We start from the raw sequence: 20,730 nt of genomic DNA on the forward strand, positions 1-20,730 counted from the left end.
AGCCGCTGACCTTTAGTTCTGTTACATAAAACCAAAAGCCAGCGGCTGTTTATTCTCTACTTACTACCGTTTACTGTTTAGCTAACAACTGTTGCTTTGCCATATCTCTCACCACCTGCTGAGCATATAATACGGCCATTCTTTCTGTTGTTGGCGGGTCGAAAGACTGTGACTGTACAGAGTACAGCATTTGCCCGCTCTTCATATCATACAGGTTAGCTTCCCATTGATACTTGGTGTTATAGGTATAGTATCCAGGAGCATACATCCTGGATGACCACATAGAGTAATAAGGCCAGAAGCCATAATAACCGTAGGGCGAGTAACTGGGAACAAAGTTTCTTTCCCTGCCTTTATCCAGCATTACAATAGTCATGATCTGGTTTACATCACTACCCTGTAATTGCTTCAACACCTGCTTTTCCGTCATCTTAGCCATGTCGTTGGGGCCGTAGGTTTGCAGTGCGGATACAGCATTATATCCTTTTTTCCTCAGTTCCGTTACGGTATAATTTTCCATCTGGCTGCGCAGCGTACGATCTTTCTGAGGTACCAGCGCCATTACCATTATTTTGTTATCCTTTTGCAGTTGCTGTGCATCATTTGAACGCCAGGAAGACGTTACTTTGGTGCTTGAACAGGCTGCCATGGCCATGATTGCAAATCCTGCCATGATAAGACCCAGCTTTTTCATATTCCCTCCTTTAGTTTGATTAGTTTGTACCTGTTAGACGTAGAACAGGGCAATTTGTAACATGTACATGATAGTTTTAACAATTCTTTGAGGCTTGTTAATAATTTGCTAATGAATGGCTTACACACAATAAAAAGGGCATGCCGCAGTTGGCATGCCCTTCAAACATCAATGCTTTTTTATCAGTAATTGATCACCTGCTCTTCGATAGCGGCAGGCAGCTCCCTGAATTTGTATAGTTGTGTACGCAACTGTGGCTCAAAACCGGCCTCACGGATGGCCTCCTGCATAGACAGGTAAGTAAAGCGGTGAGGGGCGCCGGCAGCGCTTACCACGTTTTCTTCAATCATGATAGACCCAAAATCATTAGCGCCGGCATGCAGGCAAAGTTGCGCCACCTGCTTGCCCACCGTTAACCAGGACGCCTGGATATTTTTAATGTTTGGCAACATAATACGGCTCATGGCAATCATGCGGATATACTCTTCTGCGGTGGTCATGTTATGTACGCCACGGATCCTTGCCAGCAAGGTATCTACATCCTGGAAAGTCCATGGGATGAAAGCGGTGAATCCATAATGCCCTTCCGGCTTTTCGCTTTGCACCTGCCTGATGTCAACCAGGTGCTCAAACCGTTCCAGCACTGTTTCCACATGGCCAAACATCATGGTGGCGGAAGAGGCAATGTTCAGCTTATGCGCTGCGCGCATTACATCCAGCCATTCCTGGGCGCCGCATTTTCCTTTAGAGATCAGCCGGCGTACCCGGTCGTTCAGTATTTCTGCACCGGCGCCGGGAAGACTGTCCATTCCCGCTTCCTGCAGCGCGCGGAGCACTTCTATATGCGTGCTTTTTTCCAGCTTGGTAATATGCGCCACTTCCGGCGGACCAAGGGTGTGTAATTTTAATTCGGGATATAACTGCTTCAGCTGCCTGAAGAGATCTACATAAAAGCTGAGGCCCAGCTCCGGGTGATGCCCGCCTTGTAACAACAGCTGATCGCCGCCATACTTAAGGGTTTCATCGATCTTTCTTTTGTACTCTTCAATCGGTGTGATGTAAGCCTCCTTGTGGCCGGGAATACGGTAAAAATTACAAAACTTACAGTTGGCCGTACATACGTTGGTGGTATTTACGTTCCTGTCTATCTGCCAGGTTACCTTCCCATGCGGAACCTGTTGCTTGCGTAACTCGTTGGCTATTTCCATCAATTCGGCCAGCGGAGCATTTTCAAACAGGTAAACGCCCTCTGCTGCTGACAGAAACTCGAAGTTCTGCGCCTTTTTGTATAAATCCTGAAGTTCCATGTGCTATATTTCTAACCCTGAAAAACTTTAACAAAGGTAGTATTTAGGCAATTAACCGCCTGTAATAAAAATATTTTATACGAACACTATTTAATGTTAAATTTATAGCAATACAAGATCCCTGCATCAACCACGTATGCTTAAACCAATTCTGTTACGCTTTATGCTGCTTCTGGCAGCTGCCGGTACATCAATGAGCGCTAAAGCCGGAAATGCCACGTTCGATAACGATAGTACTCGCGAAGCTATGCTGATTACCCGCTTCCATTTCAAACAATACTACGGGGGAGTAGTAGTGGTACAGGCATTGGTAAGCAACTACCCCGATACCCTTCAGTTTATTCTCGATACCGGCAGTGCAGGCATCTCACTGGATACAACCACCTGTCTGAGGCTGGGCATAAGTATGGAGCCTTCAGACCGGATCATCAAAGGGCTCGGCAGTTCCAAACCCGTTTCCTTTGCACGGCATCATTCCCTGAAGCTTCCCGGCCTGAAGGTAGACAGTCTCGATTTTCATATCAACGACTATGAGCTGATCAGCCAGGTGTATGGCATACAGGTAGATGGCATCATCGGGTACAGTTTGCTGAGCCGGTATATTGTTACGATCGACTATGATACAGAAGAAATTATCATTTACTCCAAAGGGAAATATACCTATCCCAAAGGCGGGCAGCTGTTGCGGCCATCTCTTACGCAGATCCCGCTGATATCCGCTCCCCTGAGAAACGCGGTGCGTACCATCACCAACCGCTATTATTTCGATACCGGCGCGGGTATGTGCCTGCTGCTATCTTCCCAGTTTGTAAACGACAGCAGTGTGTTACAGGGCAAAAGGCGCCGGGCCAAAAAGATCATACAAACCGAAGCCCAGGGCCTGGGCGGCAAAATGACCATGTCGCTCACCACCGTAAGTGAATTCCGGATCGGTAATTATAGTTTCCGGAATGTACCCACCTATGTGTTTGACGATAAAAGCAACGTTACCGCTTATCCTTTTCTTGGCGGTATGATAGGCAACGATCTGCTCCGCCGTTTTAACATCACGCTTAACTACGGTAAAAAGGAAATATACATGCTGCCCAACACGCATTTCCGTGATATGTTCGATTATTCCTACACAGGCCTGATCATTTACCTGATTAACGGAAGAGTAGAGGTAACCGATATTATCAAGGGCTCACCAGCTGAAAAGGCCGGCTTCCGCACTGGCGATATTATCATGGGCATCAACAACAACCTGGGCCCCAACCTCCAGCTGTTCCGCGAATTGCTCAAAAATATAGGCACCCGCGCTACCTGCCTGATAAGCCGTGATAAAGAGCTGCTCATTAAAAAATTGCCAATAAAAAGTATTCTTTGACGTTATTTGTGTCATGTGGCGCTTTTTATTGACAGTAACCATCTTATACAGCTTTGCCCTAATGCCTGCCTATGCCCAGCGCAGAGGCTCGCCGGCACCCGCAACAGATAATTCCAAACCGGTAGCCGTTATTCCCTTTGAGCTTATCAACCGGCAGGTGGTTATTCCCGTAGTAGTTTCCGGCAGCGCAGACACCCTTCATTTTATTTTTGACAGCGGGGCGGAAGTTACTGTTATGCACACCAATACAGCCGCCAGGTTACAGCTGAAAAATGCCGGCAATGCCTTTTTAACCGGCACCAATAACGCAATGGCTAAAACAGAACTGGCCACCATTAATGCCATTTACCTGAAAGAGCTCCGCATCCCATACCTGAAAGTATACCTGGAAAACCTCAGTACCCTTGGCCCGGTAGATGGGATCATAGGCATCGCTTTGCTGAAACTGTATATTGTAAAAATAGACTACCGTTCCAAACAACTTGTACTCTATAAATCAGGGAAAACACCCGTTGGCAATACCGGCCGTTTACTGCACTTTCAGCTTAATTTCAGTACCCCGGTGATTGATGCTTCCATCCAGCTGCCGGATGGGCGCCGGTTGCCCGGGCACTATCATATTACCACCGGTGGCGACTACGGCATTCTTTTTAACTGGCCCTACGTGGATAAATACAAACTCAATACCCTGCTTCCCACTATCAATACAGACCGCGTACAGGATATGCTGAAGGTATTGTACTATATCAATAGCTCAGTGCCTTCCCTGGAAATGGGAGGACGCAGCATTCCCAATGTGCCGGTAAGCTACAGTAAAGACATCGACGACCTGGGCGTATTCACCGAAGTAGCCGGCTCCATTGGCTATGATATCTGGAAAGACTATACCCTTACCATTAATTACGACAAAAAGGAACTGTACCTGGAGTAGCTTTTTACTGGTTTGGGCTAAAAGCTTACGGTAATTCCCTATTTTTACCGTATTGACCAATAAAAAGATATGATCCATTATAATAAGTTTACGCTGGCAAACGGACTGAGGGTAATTGTGCACGAAGACCATACTACGCCAATGGCGGTATTAAATGTACTTTATGATGTAGGAGCAAGAGATGAAAACCCGGCACAAACAGGCTTTGCCCACCTGTTTGAGCACCTGATGTTCGGTGGGTCCATCAATATCCCCTCTTACGACGAGCCTTTACAGATGGCAGGCGGTGAAAATAACGCCTATACTACCAGTGACCTGACCAATTACTACATCCAGTTGCCCGCAGAAAATATCGAAACGGCCTTCTGGCTGGAAAGCGACCGTATGCTTTCCCTGGCCTTCGACGAAAAAAGCCTGGATGTACAACGCAAGGTGGTATCGGAAGAATTCAAGGAACATTATATCAATAAACCTTATGGAGATGTATGGCATAAAATGAGGGAGCTGTCGTACACTACGCATCCCTACCGCTGGATGACCATCGGCAAGGAACTATCCCATATAGAGAATGCAAAACTGGAAGATGTAAAAGCATTTTTCTTTAAATATTACCGCCCGGTAAATGCCATCCTTGCCGTAGGCGGCAACGTTACGGTAGACCAGGTGAAAGCCCTTGCGGAAAAATGGTTTGGCGATATCCCTTCCGGAGAAAAGTACCAGCGCAATTTGCCGGTGGAACCACCCCAGACAGCAGCGCATAAACTGGAGGTAAAAGCCAATGTGCCACTGGATGCGCTGTACAAATGCTATCACATGTACGCCCGCACGGATAAACGCTACTACGTAGCCGACCTGATCTCCGACATCCTGGGCGGTGGCAGCTCTTCCCGTTTGCACCAGGTATTGGTAAAAGAAAAAAAACTATTCAGCAATATTGAGTGTTATCATTTTGGCAGCCTCGATGCCGGCCTATTAACTATAGAAGGAAAGCTGGTAAAAGGCGTTAAAATGAAAGATGCAGAAAAAGCTATCCAGCTGGAACTGGAAAAACTGCAACAGGAGGTGATCTCAGAACGGGAATTGCAAAAAGTAAAAAACCGCGTCGAAAGTTTACTGGCCTTCGAAGATATGAGCTTACTAAACCGCGCCAACAACCTGGCCTTTTACGAACTGCTGGGCGATGCTGCACTAATGAACCGCGAATTTGAGAATTATGAAGTAGTGACTGCTGCTGCCATTCATGAAGAAGCAGCGTTGCTTTTTGATGAAAAAAATTCAAATACCATTTACTATTACGCTGCCAGCTAGTACAGTGGCTTCATCCGGCCCTCACCCTTTAAATAACGCACCATGAACAGAACGATTGCCCCTCCCATTAAAGATGCGGTGGATTTCGATATAAAACTGAAACCGTATGAACAGTACACACTGGACAACGGCATCCCGGTATATGTAATGAAATCTGATGAACAGGAAACATTACAGCTGGAACTGGTATTTCCTGCAGGCACCTGGTATGAAAGCGAAAGCCTGGAAGCTACTGCTACCAACTTTCTCATGAAAAATGGCACCAGTAAGCACACCTCCCAGCAAATCAACGAAAACATAGATTATCATGGCGCTTACCTTAACCGTAATGCCTACCATGAAAACGCCACCTATACGCTTCATTGTCTTACCAAACACACGGAGGTATTGCTGCCGGTGCTGCAGGAAGTGATCCTTGACCCGGTATTCCCGGAAGAAGAGCTGAACCTGTATAAACAGAACCAGAAACAAAAGCTGGCCGTAAACCTGCTCAAATGCGATTTTGTTGGTAACCGCTTTATTGATAAATACCTGTTCGGCGAGTTCCATCCATATGGCCGCGTAAGCTCCATGATGGCTTATGATGCCTTACAGCCCGAAGGCTTACAGGCCTTCTATAAAAAGCATTATACTTACAATAACTGTAAGATCTTTGTAGCCGGTAACCTTCCGGCCAACATGATCCAGTTACTGAACCAATACTTTGGCGCCACCAAATGGAATGGGGAAACACACCTGGTAAAACTTGACCTGCCCATACAACCCGCCGAAGAAAAGAAGTTCCGGATCTTCAATGATGAAAACGGGGTACAGGGCGCTGTGCGCGTTGCCCGTCATTTTCCCAACCGCTATCACCCCGATTTCCCGAAGATGCTGGTGTTAAACACTATTTTTGGCGGCTATTTCGGTTCCCGCCTGATGAGCAATATCCGGGAAGAAAAAGGTTATACATACGGTATATATTCACAGCTGTATAACTTCCGGCAAACCAGCGCACTCAATATTCAGACAGAGGCCGGCCGTGATGTTTGCGAAGCAACGATCGATGAAATCTATAAAGAACTGCAACGCCTCCAGCAGGAACCTGTTCCAAAAGAAGAACTTGATCTTGTGCGCAATTATATGATCGGTTCTATCCTCGGCGACCTGGATGGTGCATTCCAGCTGATCCAGCGCTGGAAAAACCTTATTCTCAACGATCTTGATGAGAGCTATTTCTACAACAATATCAAAACAATTAAAACCATTACTGCCGGAGAATTACAGCAACTGGCCCAACAATATTTTACACCAGGTGATTTTTACGAGCTTGTAGTGATTTAAAAAATACATTTTTAACAAAAAATAAAAGGTTTCCATTAGTGGGAACCTTTTATTTTTGGGGAACCTATATTATCCCCGGACACTATTTCATTAAAACGCAAATTATAATGGAATCCTTACCGGATTATATTGCTGTAAATAAGGAACTGTGGAATCAGCGTACAGGCGTTCATGCAGCCTCTGAATTTTACGATATCCCCGGATTTCTTGCCGGGAAAAACTCGCTTAAAGAGATAGAATTACCTTTACTCGGAACATTGCAGGATAAGAAGGTTCTTCACCTGCAATGCCATTTCGGGCAGGATACCTTATCACTCGCCAGGATGGGAGCCAGCGTAACAGGCGTGGATCTTTCAGATGCGGCCATTACGCTCGCCAATAAGCTCACCAGGCAATCAGGGCTTGAAGGAAAAGTCAGTTTTGTTTGCTGCGATCTATACAGCGCACCGGATCACCTGGATGGCGTTTTTGATACTGTATTTACCTCTTACGGCACCATTGGCTGGCTGCCGGACCTCAACAAATGGGCGGCTGTAGTAAATCATTTTCTGAAGCCCGGTGGCTCATTTGTAATGGCAGATTTTCATCCTGCTATCTGGATGTTTGATAATAATTTTAAAGAGATCATCTACAGTTATTTTAATACACAAACCATAGTGGAGGAAACAGAAGGCACATATACAGATGGAGGAAGCGGCATCCGGCATGCTTCCTATTCGTGGAATCATCCGCTGAGTGAAATCGTTACTTCTTTAACTACACAAGGCCTGCAGCTGCAGGTATTCCGGGAGGTCGATTTTTCTCCTTATAATTGTTTTAGTAACACTATTGAAAAAAACGGGCGCTTTTATATCCGCGGAATGGAAGGAAAGCTGCCAATGGTATATGCATTTAAATTCTTCAAACCATTGTAACATGAAATCTTTTTTTATCCTTCTTTTATTGGTTTCAGGCGCCATGACCGCCTTTTCACAATCCCAGTCGGAATTGAATAAGCAGGCTGGCCAGGAATATAAAAACGCAGATAAAAAGCTGAATGATGTTTACCAGCTGATACTGAAAGATTATGCGGCCAACAAAGCGTTTACAAAAAACCTGAAAGATGCACAGCGGATCTGGATACAATTCCGCGATGCACAGGTACAGGCCATGTACCCCGCTGCCGCCAAAAGCTATGGCAGCGCATTTCCCATGTGCCGGGCCAATTACCTGACCGAACTTACCAATCAGCGTACGGAAGCGCTGCGGGTATGGCTGAACGGGCTCCCACAGGGAGATGTATGCACCGGCTCCATCGGGGATAAACAAGGAAATTAATCCGGAACAGCACTAATATTAGTATTTTATTAAATATTTACCATATCTTTAACGGTCACACAGTACCTATGCGAAATCTAATCCTTTTCCTCACGGTATTCCTGTGTTCGAAAGCGTATTCACAAACACCACAACAAACGGCGCTGGACACACTTGAAAACCGCTACCAGCAATGCCTTGGCAGTAGCCAGGACATGTATAGCTGCGCAGTTACCTACTATAAGCAACTGGACAGTTTGCTAAACAGCACCCTTGAACATCTTTATTCCAGCCTTGATAGCGGCAAACAACAGCAATTGCAGGAAGAACAGCAATTGTGGGAAACAAAGAAAGAAGAATATTTTAAGAAGATAGATGAGCGGGTGGAAAAGATGCACAAACGTACGATGGAGGGACTGGATGATGAGATGATCTCCACGGATAATAAAGCTGCTTTTATCAAAGAAAGACTTACGACTCTGCTTAGTATTTAATACTTTTTCTCCGTACAATGGGCATTCATTGTACGGAGAAAAGATCTTCCCCGCCTGGTGTTTTTTTTTAGCCGGCAAACGCTTCAGAAACGTTGTTGCTGATGGCAGGGAGATGATTAAAGCCGCTCCTGGTGACGCAGCCAGCGCTCCGGCATTTCGTTGTTGCTGGCCATCAGGTAATCGTTGTATGCGCAAGGCACAAATTCACTATCGGGGAGCTGCATCCACCAGCGCCCGGTTTTCTTACTCTTCAGAAAAACGGTTTCTATATCGGAGAAGGCTATATGAAATTCCCAGAAAGCATCGCGGTCATCCAGCAGGGCTTCCTTATTTTTTACTGCGCGCCCATCCATAAAATACCACATCATCTGCGAGATCTGGCGGGCAGTTAAGTGCTCTTTATCTTTCTCAGGGCGATAACCATAAATACCAAAAGAGGAGAGACGGCTGCTCATACCGGCGTACCTGGCCAGGGAGCAGGCTTCTTCGCCACTGAAGCCATTGGGCGAAAGCTGGTTGGCGGGTGCATCTGTATGCCTGATAATGTTGATATCAAGGCTAAACAGATCTGAATGACGTAATACCGGTTCAGCCTCTTCCATGTTTTCCCGGATACGGCCCAGGCGGTAGCAGTCGAACCGGAGTTTATCCAATGTTTCTAACATCCGGGGGTGCACGAAATAACTCTGGAATCCGATATGATTGTAGTGCCGCAGGTAATTTGGCTGCTCGGTGAGTATATCCATCAGGAAGCGCTCACTGCGTATACCTGAGTCTTCCTTCAGGTCTATCAATGCATCTGCTACAGTAGCTTCAATAATCAATTGCTGCGACGCATATGCCTTATATTGCGGGTAAGTAAGATCATGGGAACCACCGAGGATAATGACGGTTTTATTGGCGGCTAATAATTCTGCTACTACGGTTTTCATGGCAGCATATGCATCTGCCAGGAAAGCGCCGGGCAGCAGGTTGCCTACATCCGCCAGTTTAATATCGCGGTGCCAGTTGTAAAGTCTGAAGAACTCTCTGCGTATGGCATCAGGGCCATGCGTATTTGTTTTACCGGATACATCCCCTCGTTCTTCTCCTACGCCCAGCAGAATAATATCAGCGGCATCTATATCCGGATGGTGATCATCTTCGTATGCATCCACTACGCCTCCTACCTGGAACGGATCGTATTCCTGGTCGTCGTTTAAAAATGCTTTTGAAACAGGATGTAAGAAATCCTGCAGATGCGAAAAATCGGCCATCAGTAAATTGCGTTTATTTGATGGCAAACGTACAACAAGAATTTAAAAAAAAGCAAAACCAGGCAGATAAGGCAGCGGGTCAAAGCTACTATAACGGGAATTTTGTAGAGGTAAGGCTACTAGTTCTTGTGAATAATAAATTCGAATGGCTTATGCGACTTACGTGAAATTGCTTTTTCCAGCACGGTTCGTTTGCTGGTAATCCGACTCTTGTTACAATCCATAACTTCCATAACTGCACAGAGATAATCCATCGTCTCAATCAACGAAAGCATTTCGCTGATTTGTCTCACCGCAGATTGGATCTGCTGTTCCGTGTACCTATCTTCATGTAGCAGGATTAATAAATCTCTATCTACAGGTTTCATGAATAAAAAATTTGACTGTTCCCCGAAATATTGTTTGGCCAAGGTATCAAAGGATAGTTCAAAAAGATAAGGCAAAAATTGTTAGTTGTCAGTCGTTGTCAAAGTCGTCGTTGCTATCAAACAGATCTTCTTATCAGTGCATTCTTTTTTTATTCATGGTAGGACAACCGCAATCGTTTTTCTTAAAAACTTTACATCCTTCCATCACTAAACATCCGCAAAGAAAAAAAACTACGATCCATTTTATACTTTTCATACTGCAGTTTATATACTTGGCTATTTTTAAATCCCTTCTTTAAAGTGTTTACCTTTTCTTAACAATGCCCTTTTGTAATTTAAGCTAAATTCGTAAAAAATATTAAAATATTTGTCCACAATTATTGCGTCCCGGAAAATTTTAATCGTTCCCCTGGATTGGGGTCTTGGACACGCCACCCGGGATATTCCGCTCATCCGTGAAATGCTAAACGCAGGTTGTCAGGTATTTATTGCAGCCGAAGGCAAACATGCGGCCTTATTACAGCAGGAATTTCCTCAACTGACCATACTCCCTTTACCTGGTTACCGTATTCAATATGCCCAAAAAGGGCAGTTTTTCGGGTTGAAAATCATTCAGCAAATACCCAAGATTTTCCGCTCGGTAAACTATGAACAACGATGGTTGAAGAAGATAGTAGCTGAGTATCAGATCAATGCAGTGATTTCAGACAACCGTTTCGGGTTATATCATAAAAATATACCTACCGTTTTCATTACGCACCAGCTCCTCATCAAAACACCGTTTGGCGGTTGGATAGAGCGGACCCTGCAGAAAATAAATTATCGTTTCATTAACAAATACAACGCCTGCTGGATCCCCGATTTCGCCGGCAACAATAACCTCTCCGGCGAACTGGCCCATCCCGGTCAGTTGCCCGGGCATGTCACTTATATCGGCTGCCTTAGCCGGTTTGAGCCCCAACCCGGCGTAACCAAAAAGTACGACCTGCTGGTACTGATCTCCGGCCCCGAGCCACAGCGCTCCAACCTGGAAAAGCTGGTACTGGACCAGATCAAACAGTTATCTGTCACCGCACTCATTGTAAGCGGGAAACCAGGTACACCTCAGCATGTGCAGGTAGCTCCGGGGATTACACAAGTTAACCACCTCAATGCCAGTGAACTGAACGAGGCCATGCTGGCTTCTGATATGGTATTAAGCCGTTCCGGGTACACCACCCTGATGGATCTGGCCAAACTGAATAAAAAAGCAATCCTTATCCCTACACCTGGTCAGTCGGAGCAGGTTTACCTGGGTGAATACCTGATGGAGAAAGGGTATTTCTATTCTCTTCCGCAGGAACGTTTTCATTTGAAAACCGCACTGGACGAAGCTGCCCGTTTCCCCTTCCGGTCTTTTCACCATGAACAGGATATGAACCAGTACAAGCAGGTAGTACAGCAGTTTGTACAATCCCTCTGATGTTATTCAACAAAAGAGGCCGTCCGGATCATCGGACGGCCTTCCTTAAAGACAGCATCTGTCACATCTCCCTTAAATATTTTTTACATCAGCACCGGCATAAATCTTTCCGTTTGTAATCGCTACCGGGCGTTTCAGGAAAGAGTACTCCTGCAATATCAGGCTGCGGTAATCATCTTCCGTTAATTGTTTTTCATGCAACCCCATCGGCCGGTACTGCTGTGATCTGCGGCTGAACAAAGATTCATAACTGCCGGAAAGCGCTTTCATTTCATCCAGCTGGGCAGGAGTGATCTTCTCTTTCTTAATATCCTGTAGTATAAATCCACGCTCCTTAGCCTTTGTTTCTTCCAGTATCTTTTTACAGGTACTGCAGGTCGACAAATGATAAATTTTATTCATTCTTTTTTATTTTTTTTATTTGTAAAGTTACATCCTCACCTTATATGGTAGTACTATCTTAATTTTGCAGATTCAAATTAAATCATGTAGGTTTAGCAATGGAAAAGAAATTATTTTTACTGGACGCCATGGCGCTGATTTACCGGGCTTATTACGCCCTGATCAGGAATCCCCGTCTCACCAGCGCGGGAAGAAACACCAATGCGCAGTTTGGTTTTACCACTACCTTACTGGACCTCATCAACAAGGAAAAGCCCACTCATATAGCCGTTGCGTTCGACACGCACGCGCCTACCGAACGTCATACTACTTACACCGATTATAAAGCCAATCGCGAAGATGCCCCGGAAGATCTCCTGGATGCATTGCCGGATATAAAACGGATCATTGAAGGGTTCAATATTCCTGTAGTGGAGCTGGATGGCTATGAAGCAGACGACGTAATAGGCACATTGGCGTGGCAGGCTGCAGATGCAGGTTATACGGTGTACATGGTAACTCCGGACAAAGACTACGGGCAGCTGGTACGTGATAACGTATTTATCTACAAGCCACCATACATGGGCAACAAGGAAGAGATCATGGGACCGAAGGAAGTCTGCGAAAAATGGCAGATCAAAGACGTGCACCAGGTAATTGATATCCTCGGCCTGATGGGGGATGCGGTAGATAATATTCCCGGTATTGCCGGCATCGGCGAGAAAACAGCGATGAAGCTGCTGGCACAATATCATACCCTCGAAAATGTGCTGGACAACGCTGATACCATTGGCGGTAAAATGGGAGAGAAGATTAAAGCCGGCCGTGAAAATGCCCTGCTCTCCAAAGAGCTGGCCACTATCATCACCAATGTACCGGTTACCTTCCATGAAGAGGATTTTTGTATCAAAGATTGTGATAAAGGAAAGCTCACCGATATTTTTATGGAGCTGGAATTTAAAACACTCGGCAAAAGAATCCTCGGAGAAGGCTTTGCCGGCAGCGCCAGTGTGGAAGCCAAAGCACGGGTAGTACAAACAGATCTTTTCGGTACCGCCACCGTAGTTACAGAAGAAATTACAGTGACCACAGAAGAAACAGTGGAAACCGGCAATATCCTGCAGGCAGATAAAAACATTCATAATACCCCTCATGAATACGAGGTAATTGATACACCCGAAAAAAGAGCCGCCCTGCTACAGCAATTACTGCAGCAGTCCGAAATTTCTTTTGATACGGAAACAACCGGTACAGATGCCAATGAAGCGGAAATTGTAGGCATGAGCTTTTCCTTCAAAAAAGGATCCGCCTACTATATTCCCATGCCGGCAGACAATACCGCGGCACGCGCCATCATTCATGAATTTACGCCGCTCTTCCAGCACCCCACTATTGTGCTCATTGGCCAGAATATCAAGTATGATATGCTGATCCTGAAATGGTATGGCATGGAAATAACCACCACCCTGTTTGATACCATGCTGGCACACTACCTGATTGAGCCGGAAGGCCGCAGAAGCATGGATGCGCTCAGTGCCCAATACCTCCAGTATGAGCCGGTTTCCATTGAATCCCTCATCGGCAAAAAAGGAAAAGGCCAGGGTAACATGCGGGATGTGGAGATAGAAAAAATTAAAGAATATGCCGCGGAAGATGCCGACATCACATTGCAGCTGAAAGAAAAATTTGCGCCGATGCTGCCAGAAAAAGCAGTGGACAAAGTTTTCTACGATATTGAAAATCCACTCGTAAAAGTGCTCGTCGACATGGAGTATGAAGGCATTGCCCTCGATACCCAGGCGCTGGCCGATTACTCCAGGGAACTGGAAACAGAAATCAAACGGGCGGAAGAAAGTGTATACGAACAGGCAGGCGTACGTTTCAAACTCGCATCTCCAAAGCAACTGGGGGAAGTATTGTTTGAAAAATTACAACTGGATCCCAAAGCAAAGAAAACACGTACCGGCCAGTACGCCACCGGCGAAGACGTGCTGCAGAAGCTTTCCAATAAACATAAAATTGTAGAGGATATTCTTATTTTCAGGGAACTGAGCAAACTGAAATCCACCTACGTAGATTCGTTACCGTTATTACTGAATAAACGCACCAACCGGATCCATACTTCCTACAACCAGGCAGTAGCAGTAACCGGCCGCTTAAGCTCCAATAACCCTAACCTGCAGAACATCCCGATCCGCACAGACCGGGGACGCGAAATCAGGAAAGCATTTATTCCACGTAACGAGGAATATGTGCTGCTTTCTGCCGATTACTCACAGATTGAATTGCGCATTATTGCCGCTATCAGTGAAGACAAGGAAATGATGGCCGCCTTTCAGCAGGGAATAGATATTCACGCTGCTACTGCCGCAAAAGTATATAACGTGGCGCTGGAAGATGTTACACCGGATATGCGCCGTAATTCAAAGAGCGTAAACTTCGGGATCATTTATGGTGTAAGCGCTTTTGGATTGTCTGAAAACCTGGGCATCCCCCGCAGCGAAGCCAAAATGCTGATCGATAACTATTTCGCGCAGTATCCGTCTATAAAAAAATATATGGACGACCAGATAAAATTTGCTTCTGAAAAAGGATATGTGCAAACCCTGCTCGGGCGCAAACGCTGGCTGAAAGATATTAACTCTTCCAATGCAGTGGTACGCGGCTTTGCGGAAAGGAATGCTATTAATATGCCTATCCAGGGCACAGCTGCAGACATGATAAAGCTGGCAATGATCGCTATACATAAAGCATTCAAGGAACGAAACCTCAAATCCCGCATGCTCCTGCAGGTACATGATGAATTGGTTTTTGATGCGCACCGTTCTGAACTGGATATTATTAAACCCCTTATATTAGATCTTATGCGTAACGCCTTACCCCTGGCCGTTCCCGTTGAAGCGGAAATGGGCACTGGTAATAACTGGCTGGAAGCGCATTAAAACACGGCTGTAGCAGGTGGCTTTTAGCAGGTAACAACTGCCCCGGGAATTTTTTCCCGGCGGATCGTTAAATGCTAAAAGCTAATGAATTAAATGCAAAAAGCCGCTATTGTATTTCCCAAAACAGTTTACTAGTTTTCAAACATGATCCAAACACCTCGACTACAATTGTTGCCGTGCTCACTGGAGTATTTCGAATTGCTATTACAGGGCAACGATCACCTGGCCGACCTGCTTGGTATTTCTATTCCGGAAGGTTGGACAGAGTATCCTGAAATGGTACTGGTAGCATATGATAAGTTACGTAACGACCCCACCATGCTGGGCTGGTTCTTTTACCTGGTAATTCACCGCGCGGATAAGCGTTTAATTGGCGCCGGCGGTTTTAAAGGCAAACCCAATGAAGACGGGCTTGTGGAAATGGGCTACGAAATAGCCGCCGATTACCGGGAAAGGGGACTGGGCACCGAAATGGCGGAAGGGCTTATCCGTTTTGCATTCGGGCACTCATACGTTCACCGGGTAATTGCCCACACGGAAGAAGAATATAATGCCTCCGTTAAAATATTACAAAAAGCGGGGATGCGATTTGTAGGTACATTTAAAAATAAAGAAGGAGAAGATCTCTGGGAATGGGAAATTACCCGGAATCAATACCAGGAAAAATAACTGTAATTCAAGTGAACAATCATTAAAAAGAAGCTGTAGCAAGCCCCGTTCATCCATCTTTTCATCTGTCAAATACCCGCTTTCCCTTATTTTTGGTCCTTGTTTTAAACCAATCATTGATATACTCATGAAGAAATGGATAATGTGCGCTGCCATGCTTTGCAGCGTTGGAGCCTATGCACAAAACAGTACCAACGTGGAGGGAAGCCGCTACCAGTTTACCGTTTTAAAAAACCTGGATGCAGGAGATGTGCAGAACCAGGGCCGTACCGGTACCTGCTGGTCTTTTTCCGGCCTCTCTTTCTTTGAATCAGAAATACTGCGTACCGGTAAAAACAAAGGACTGAATCTCAGTGAAATGTACGTGGTGCGCAAAATGTACCCCTTAAAAGCAGCCAACTACGTGCGTATGCATGGAAAAGCCAACTTCGGCGAAGGCGGCGGCTTCCCCGACGATCTGCTGTGCCTCCGCGAATACGGCCTGGTTCCGCAAAGCGTTTACGATGGCAACAGGGATAAAGTATACAATCACGCCGAAATGGAAAGTCTCCTGGAAGGTATGGTGAATAAAATAGGCAACGCACAGGGCACTATCAACCCCGACTGGTCAAAAGCTTTTGACGGCGTACTCAATGCTTATATGGGCGATGCTCCCGAAAAGTTCCAGTATAACGGTAAGTCCTATACGCCGCAATCTTTTGCAAAAGAACTGGGCCTGAATGCTGACGACTATGTACTGATCTCTTCCTTTACCCACCATCCCTACAATTCACAGTTTGTGCTGGAAGTACCGGATAACTGGAACTGGGAAAAAGTATATAACGTAAACCTGAATGACTTTACCAGCATCGCTGAAAATGCCATCATGAATGGCTACACCATCGCATGGGCTGCTGATGTAAGTGAAAAAGGATTCAACTTCAAAGACGGACTGGCTATTGTTCCTGAAAAGGACTGGGCTGATATGTCGGCCGAAGAAAGAAGAAACGCCTTCCTTGAACCAGGCAAAGAAAAAACCATCACTCCTGAAGTTCGCCAGAAAGCTTTCGATAACTTCGAAACACAGGATGATCATGGTATGCATATCGTAGGCCTGGTGAAAGATCAGAATGGCAATAAGTATTTCCGGGTGAAAAACTCCTGGGGTACCGACAATCCCGGCCAGGGATATTTCTACGCTTCTGAGCCTTACTTCGCGTACAAAACCACCTGCTACATGGTAAACAAAAAAGCATTACCTGCAGATATCGCAAAGAAACTGGGTGTTAAATAATTTTTTTAGAGAGATAGAAAAGAGGGGAATATGTGTTAAACCTGTTCCCCCCGGAGAGAAGAACTTCGGAGTTGACCAAAAAGTAAAAACAAGATCAAGCTTCATTTCTCTGAAATCTTTTAGCGCCGAAATTGAAGGAAAAAACAAGGGCTGACCAAAAAGTATTGGTCAGCCCTTGTTTTTTGAGACAACTTTCAACGCTGCTGTCTCTTTTTGCAATCAGCGCCAGCTTGCAGATAAGACCGCCTGTTCCAATATGAGTGAACGTTGCTATAAAGCATTGTTGAATGTTTCTACCTGTCAGGCAGGGTTTATGAAATTATCAATGAGTCAGGGCCATAAAGTATTGCCGAGTATTTCTACTTGTCGGGCAGGGTTTATAAAATTATTAATGAATCAGACCTATAACGCATTGTTGTATCTTTCTACCGCTCATTGAACCTCCTGCCGATTACACAGATGTTATACCTGGTGAAAGCCCTGGCATTCGACAAGATTTTCCCCCTGCTTTCATATTTATCTTTTTAAAATATATTTGCTTCGATCAACTGATTATTATTGACTTTGTCAATTATTATCTTCCAAAATAAATATGGTAAAAGAGATCAGCGTTTTCTCACGCTGCCGGGCATAAGAATAACTTTCTAAACGGAATTTAAGTGGCAGCCCTGTTTGTTTCTGCCTCGCAAACCCTAAAGAGATCAGCGTTTCCCTTCCTGTTGCTGGGCATAAGAATAACTTCCCAAACGGAATTTAAGTGGCAGCCCTGTTTGTCTCTGCCAGGCCCATTCCTTTTTGCAAAAGAACCCGAAATGCTGCTGATAATAAGCATCGGGCGCTAAGCGGTAAACAGGGGTAGCTACCGGTTGCCGGGCAGGGAATGTACGAGGTAAAGAGGATAGCAGGCTAACGGGTTGTAACCCAAGCCGGTGAACAGGAGTGTCCTGTAAAATAAAAGACAAAGGCTTCACGGCCGTCAATGATACCGGCTTCACCATACCGGTTTGCGCCCCGGCCATTATAGCCGGGAATAAACAAAGCACACTAATCCACCATCGCTGCTGCATATATTATCAGGATATTTCTTCAAAACTTCCAATGCCCTCACGGACCAGTTCCGGCACAGGGCCTGTGCAATCTACCACTGTGGAAAAACCCATACCACCAGGGCCTCCATCTATCACAATATCTACCTGTTTTCCAAACTTTTCGTAAATGATCTCCGGGTCAGTGTATTCTTCTACGTAATCCTCTATCGGCAGCGTGGTGCTCATAATCGGGTTGCCCAGCTCTTTCACAATAGCACGACAGATATTATTATCAGGCACCCTGATACCCACTGTGTCCTTTTTCGTTTTCAACAATTTTGGCACCAGCCGGCTGGCCGGTAAAATAAATGTATACGGCCCCGGCAACGCTTTTTTCAACATACGGAAAACAGGCGTATCCACACTCTTCGCATAGTCCGATAAATGACTCAGGTCGTAACAGATAAATGAAAACTGCGCTTTTTTCGGATCTATCTGTTTAATTCTTGCAATACGCTCTATAGCCTTATGTTGTGTAATATCACAACCTAAGCCATACACCGTATCGGTTGGATAAATAATAATCCCCCCGTCTTTTAAACATTCAATGATCGTTTTTAAATGACGGGGATTCGGGTTATCCGGATGTACGTTTAACAGCATACATAAAGTTAACGATTGTGTGTCACTTTCAGGTTTTTAGCCTACCTTTCGTCCCGATTTTTCTAAACCTACGCGATGAACTTAAAAGGCATTGTTCCCAGAACGTGGAGGAGATTGAAGAGAGTTGTACTGGTTTTAATTGTTGCACAATTTTTATACATCCTGCTGTTGAAATGGGTGAACCCGCCTATTACTATCACCGAAATAGCCAGCTGGTTCAGCCTTTGGGGAACAGACAAAAAATTGCAGAAAACATGGGTGAGCTATGATGAAATATCCCAACATGCCAAGCTGGCTGTAATAGCCAGCGAAGACCAGCTTTTTACAGATCATAACGGGTTCGACTTTAAGTCGATAGAAAAAGCCATGAAGCATAACCAGCAGAGCAAAAAAATCAAAGGCGCCAGCACTATCAGCCAGCAGGTGGCCAAAAATGTTTTTCTCTGGCAGGGCCGCAGCTGGTTCCGGAAGGGCCTGGAGGTATACTTTACTTTCATGATCGAAAAAATATGGGGCAAACAACGCATCCTTGAAGTATACCTGAACGTAGCAGAAATGGGAGAGGGTATATTCGGTGTAGAAGCCGCTGCACAGGTAAATTACCATAAAGATGCCGCCAGCCTGAACAGGGAAGAAGCCGCCATGATAGCCGCCTGTTTACCTAACCCGGTCAAATATACCATCAATCCACCTGCACGGATCACGGCTTACCGGCAACGGAAAATACTGGTACAGATGCGCAACCTTGCCCCCGATCCGGACATTATGGAACTGGTTACAGGCAGAAAATAATCAGTGCCGGTGCAGCAGTTGCTGTACCGCCGCTATTGCCAACGCTTCCCGCTCTTCATAACTGCCCCTGATGTCTTTCCATTCCACACCGGAATTTATGACTATCTCCCGGTAAATATTATAAAAGTAATGACGCATTTCAGGGTCCGGATACTCCCTTTGCGGATCTTCCTCCCAGGGCAGATCAATATAGGTAAGCAGGTACAGATCGCATTGCTGGCGGGCTATCTGCTGTAGGATACGCGGATCGCAGCGCCCGTATTTATGCTCACTCCATACCTTGATCACATACAGATCAGTATCACAGATCAATACTTCATTGGCCCGGCTGGCCATCTGCTGCTCGAGCGCTACCTGTCCGGCCGCAATCTGCAGGAGATCGGCTTCTTCGTATGGCCGTTGGAGTTGGTCGATGTACTCACGCGCATATTCCGGCGTCCATACGGTATTAAAATGCGCCGCCAGCTTTTCGCTGAGGGTGCTTTTCCCGGTAGATTCAGGCCCTATAACAACTACTTTCTTCATGTATGTTCTCTTTGCAGCACTTCTTTTCTCCAGCTAAGATACCCGAATATGGCGATGGTAAATAAAAAGATGGTTAACCCTGCGGTAAGATACAGGTGCTTGTATAACAACAGCGGTATTGCTACCAGGTTGGAAATATTCAGCAATATCCAGTTTTCCAGTTTCCGCTTGGCCAGTAGCCACATACCCGCACAGGCCGTGGCAGATACAAAAGCATCCATTACCGGTACATTGGAATCTGAGAAACGGCTTAACAGGAAATAAAAAATTCCCCAGCCGGCCAGTGCGATAAAAATAGCGGTAACCAGCTCCCTGCTGTTGCTGCGCATCACCGGTGTGGCGGGTTGTTCAGGGCCCTTCTTTGCCCAATAAAGCCACCCATATACGCTCATCACCAGGTAATAGGCATTCAGCGCGGCATCTGCATACAGCTTAAAATGCTCCCTGGACAGCAGGTAGGTATAAATACCCGTGCTCACAATACCGGTAGGATATACCAGTATGTTATTATTTTTTTGAAAGATGACCGATAAAACAGCAAAGAAAACAGCGACTGCTTCCAGCCAGGTCATCTGGTGCAACCCCTCTAATATACCCTGGTATAAATCGTTCATAATGCGAATGTGGATCAATAATTCCGGATTATAGCCAC

21 protein-coding genes are annotated in these 20,730 nt (G+C 45.6%); 12 read left to right on the forward strand and 9 right to left on the reverse strand.

All coding sequences use genetic code 11. The annotated features are described in order from the left end of the window. Positions 1 to 70: 70 nt before the first annotated feature. Together VIM72_RS19840 and mqnC are read right to left on the reverse strand one after the other, a co-directional pair. A complete protein-coding gene (locus VIM72_RS19840; RefSeq protein ID WP_332004562.1) occupies positions 71 to 694 on the reverse strand; it encodes a hypothetical protein in 624 nt (207 codons plus the stop codon). A 182-nt stretch (positions 695 to 876) separates the two neighbouring features. Then, complete coding sequence (gene mqnC / locus VIM72_RS19845) at positions 877 to 2,001, reverse strand: cyclic dehypoxanthinyl futalosine synthase (RefSeq protein WP_332004563.1); 1,125 nt, start codon at positions 1,999 to 2,001, stop codon at positions 877 to 879. A gap of 136 nt (positions 2,002 to 2,137) precedes the next feature. Here mqnC and VIM72_RS19850 point away from each other — a divergent pair, with 136 nt between their 5' ends. From VIM72_RS19850 to VIM72_RS19880, 7 genes are all read left to right on the forward strand, one after another. Beyond that, on the forward strand, positions 2,138 to 3,367 hold the full coding sequence (locus VIM72_RS19850) for an aspartyl protease family protein (protein WP_332004564.1): 1,230 nt from the start codon (positions 2,138 to 2,140) through the stop codon (positions 3,365 to 3,367). A gap of 61 nt (positions 3,368 to 3,428) precedes the next feature. Continuing rightward, a complete protein-coding gene (locus tag VIM72_RS19855) occupies positions 3,429 to 4,298 on the forward strand; it encodes a retropepsin-like aspartic protease (RefSeq protein ID WP_332004565.1) in 870 nt (289 codons plus the stop codon). Between the two features lie 69 nt (positions 4,299 to 4,367). Next, positions 4,368 to 5,606 (forward strand): pitrilysin family protein, encoded by a 1,239-nt coding sequence (locus VIM72_RS19860; protein ID WP_332004566.1) that lies wholly within the window; start codon positions 4,368 to 4,370, stop codon positions 5,604 to 5,606. Positions 5,607 to 5,648: 42 nt separating this feature from the next. After that, positions 5,649 to 6,929, forward strand: a complete 1,281-nt coding sequence (locus VIM72_RS19865) for a pitrilysin family protein (RefSeq protein WP_332004567.1) — start codon at positions 5,649 to 5,651, stop codon at positions 6,927 to 6,929. 107 nt (positions 6,930 to 7,036) lie between these two features. Continuing rightward, positions 7,037 to 7,843 carry a class I SAM-dependent methyltransferase gene (locus VIM72_RS19870; protein ID WP_332004568.1) on the forward strand — a complete coding sequence of 269 codons (807 nt, stop codon included), beginning with the start codon at positions 7,037 to 7,039 and terminating at the stop codon, positions 7,841 to 7,843. A 1-nt stretch (position 7,844) separates the two neighbouring features. After that, the gene (locus VIM72_RS19875) at positions 7,845 to 8,246 is read left to right on the forward strand and encodes a lysozyme inhibitor LprI family protein (RefSeq protein WP_332004569.1); all 402 of its coding nucleotides are present in this window, start codon (positions 7,845 to 7,847) and stop codon (positions 8,244 to 8,246) included. A 68-nt stretch (positions 8,247 to 8,314) separates the two neighbouring features. Beyond that, positions 8,315 to 8,719 (forward strand): lysozyme inhibitor LprI family protein, encoded by a 405-nt coding sequence (locus VIM72_RS19880; RefSeq protein ID WP_332004570.1) that lies wholly within the window; start codon positions 8,315 to 8,317, stop codon positions 8,717 to 8,719. Between the two features lie 116 nt (positions 8,720 to 8,835). On the opposite strand, the gene VIM72_RS19885 is transcribed toward VIM72_RS19880, so the two are convergent. Then, complete coding sequence (locus VIM72_RS19885; protein WP_332004571.1) at positions 8,836 to 9,975, reverse strand: formimidoylglutamase; 1,140 nt, start codon at positions 9,973 to 9,975, stop codon at positions 8,836 to 8,838. A gap of 119 nt (positions 9,976 to 10,094) precedes the next feature. Then, a complete protein-coding gene (locus tag VIM72_RS19890; RefSeq protein WP_079471515.1) occupies positions 10,095 to 10,343 on the reverse strand; it encodes a hypothetical protein in 249 nt (82 codons plus the stop codon). A gap of 367 nt (positions 10,344 to 10,710) precedes the next feature. Here VIM72_RS19890 and VIM72_RS19895 point away from each other — a divergent pair, with 367 nt between their 5' ends. Then, complete coding sequence (locus VIM72_RS19895) at positions 10,711 to 11,805, forward strand: glycosyltransferase (RefSeq protein WP_332004572.1); 1,095 nt, start codon at positions 10,711 to 10,713, stop codon at positions 11,803 to 11,805. Between the two features lie 72 nt (positions 11,806 to 11,877). Here the strand turns inward: VIM72_RS19895 and VIM72_RS19900 are convergent, their stop codons facing one another. Next, positions 11,878 to 12,207, reverse strand: coding sequence for an arsenate reductase family protein (locus VIM72_RS19900; RefSeq protein WP_332004573.1), 330 nt, complete (start codon positions 12,205 to 12,207; stop codon positions 11,878 to 11,880). Between the two features lie 98 nt (positions 12,208 to 12,305). On the opposite strand from VIM72_RS19900, the gene polA reads away from it, so the two are divergent. From polA to VIM72_RS19915, 3 genes are all read left to right on the forward strand, one after another. Beyond that, complete coding sequence (gene polA / locus VIM72_RS19905; RefSeq protein ID WP_332004574.1) at positions 12,306 to 15,128, forward strand: DNA polymerase I; 2,823 nt, start codon at positions 12,306 to 12,308, stop codon at positions 15,126 to 15,128. A gap of 144 nt (positions 15,129 to 15,272) precedes the next feature. Then, positions 15,273 to 15,797: a GNAT family N-acetyltransferase gene (locus VIM72_RS19910; protein WP_332004575.1), complete on the forward strand. Its 525-nt coding sequence runs from the start codon at positions 15,273 to 15,275 to the stop codon at positions 15,795 to 15,797. Positions 15,798 to 15,924: 127 nt separating this feature from the next. After that, a complete protein-coding gene (locus VIM72_RS19915) occupies positions 15,925 to 17,070 on the forward strand; it encodes an aminopeptidase C (protein ID WP_332004576.1) in 1,146 nt (381 codons plus the stop codon). 701 nt (positions 17,071 to 17,771) lie between these two features. On the opposite strand, the gene VIM72_RS19920 is transcribed toward VIM72_RS19915, so the two are convergent. Next, positions 17,772 to 18,137 carry a hypothetical protein gene (locus VIM72_RS19920; protein WP_332004577.1) on the reverse strand — a complete coding sequence of 122 codons (366 nt, stop codon included), beginning with the start codon at positions 18,135 to 18,137 and terminating at the stop codon, positions 17,772 to 17,774. A gap of 6 nt (positions 18,138 to 18,143) precedes the next feature. Then, entirely contained in the window at positions 18,144 to 18,761 is a 618-nt protein-coding gene (locus VIM72_RS19925) for an L-threonylcarbamoyladenylate synthase (RefSeq protein ID WP_332004578.1), read from the reverse strand. A 75-nt stretch (positions 18,762 to 18,836) separates the two neighbouring features. On the opposite strand from VIM72_RS19925, the gene mtgA reads away from it, so the two are divergent. After that, positions 18,837 to 19,553 carry a monofunctional biosynthetic peptidoglycan transglycosylase gene (gene mtgA / locus VIM72_RS19930; RefSeq protein ID WP_332004579.1) on the forward strand — a complete coding sequence of 239 codons (717 nt, stop codon included), beginning with the start codon at positions 18,837 to 18,839 and terminating at the stop codon, positions 19,551 to 19,553. Here the strand turns inward: mtgA and VIM72_RS19935 are convergent, their stop codons facing one another. Together VIM72_RS19935 and pnuC are read right to left on the reverse strand one after the other, a co-directional pair. Then, the gene (locus VIM72_RS19935; RefSeq protein WP_332004580.1) at positions 19,554 to 20,078 is read right to left on the reverse strand and encodes an ATP-binding protein; all 525 of its coding nucleotides are present in this window, start codon (positions 20,076 to 20,078) and stop codon (positions 19,554 to 19,556) included. After that, on the reverse strand, positions 20,075 to 20,692 hold the full coding sequence (gene pnuC / locus VIM72_RS19940) for a nicotinamide riboside transporter PnuC (protein WP_332004581.1): 618 nt from the start codon (positions 20,690 to 20,692) through the stop codon (positions 20,075 to 20,077). Before pnuC ends, VIM72_RS19935 begins: the two co-directional genes overlap by 4 nt. Positions 20,693 to 20,730: the final 38 nt, after the last annotated feature.

Origin of the sequence: Chitinophaga sp., from assembly GCF_036569185.1 — a bacterium.
Taxonomy (GTDB): Bacteria; Bacteroidota; Bacteroidia; order Chitinophagales; family Chitinophagaceae; genus Chitinophaga.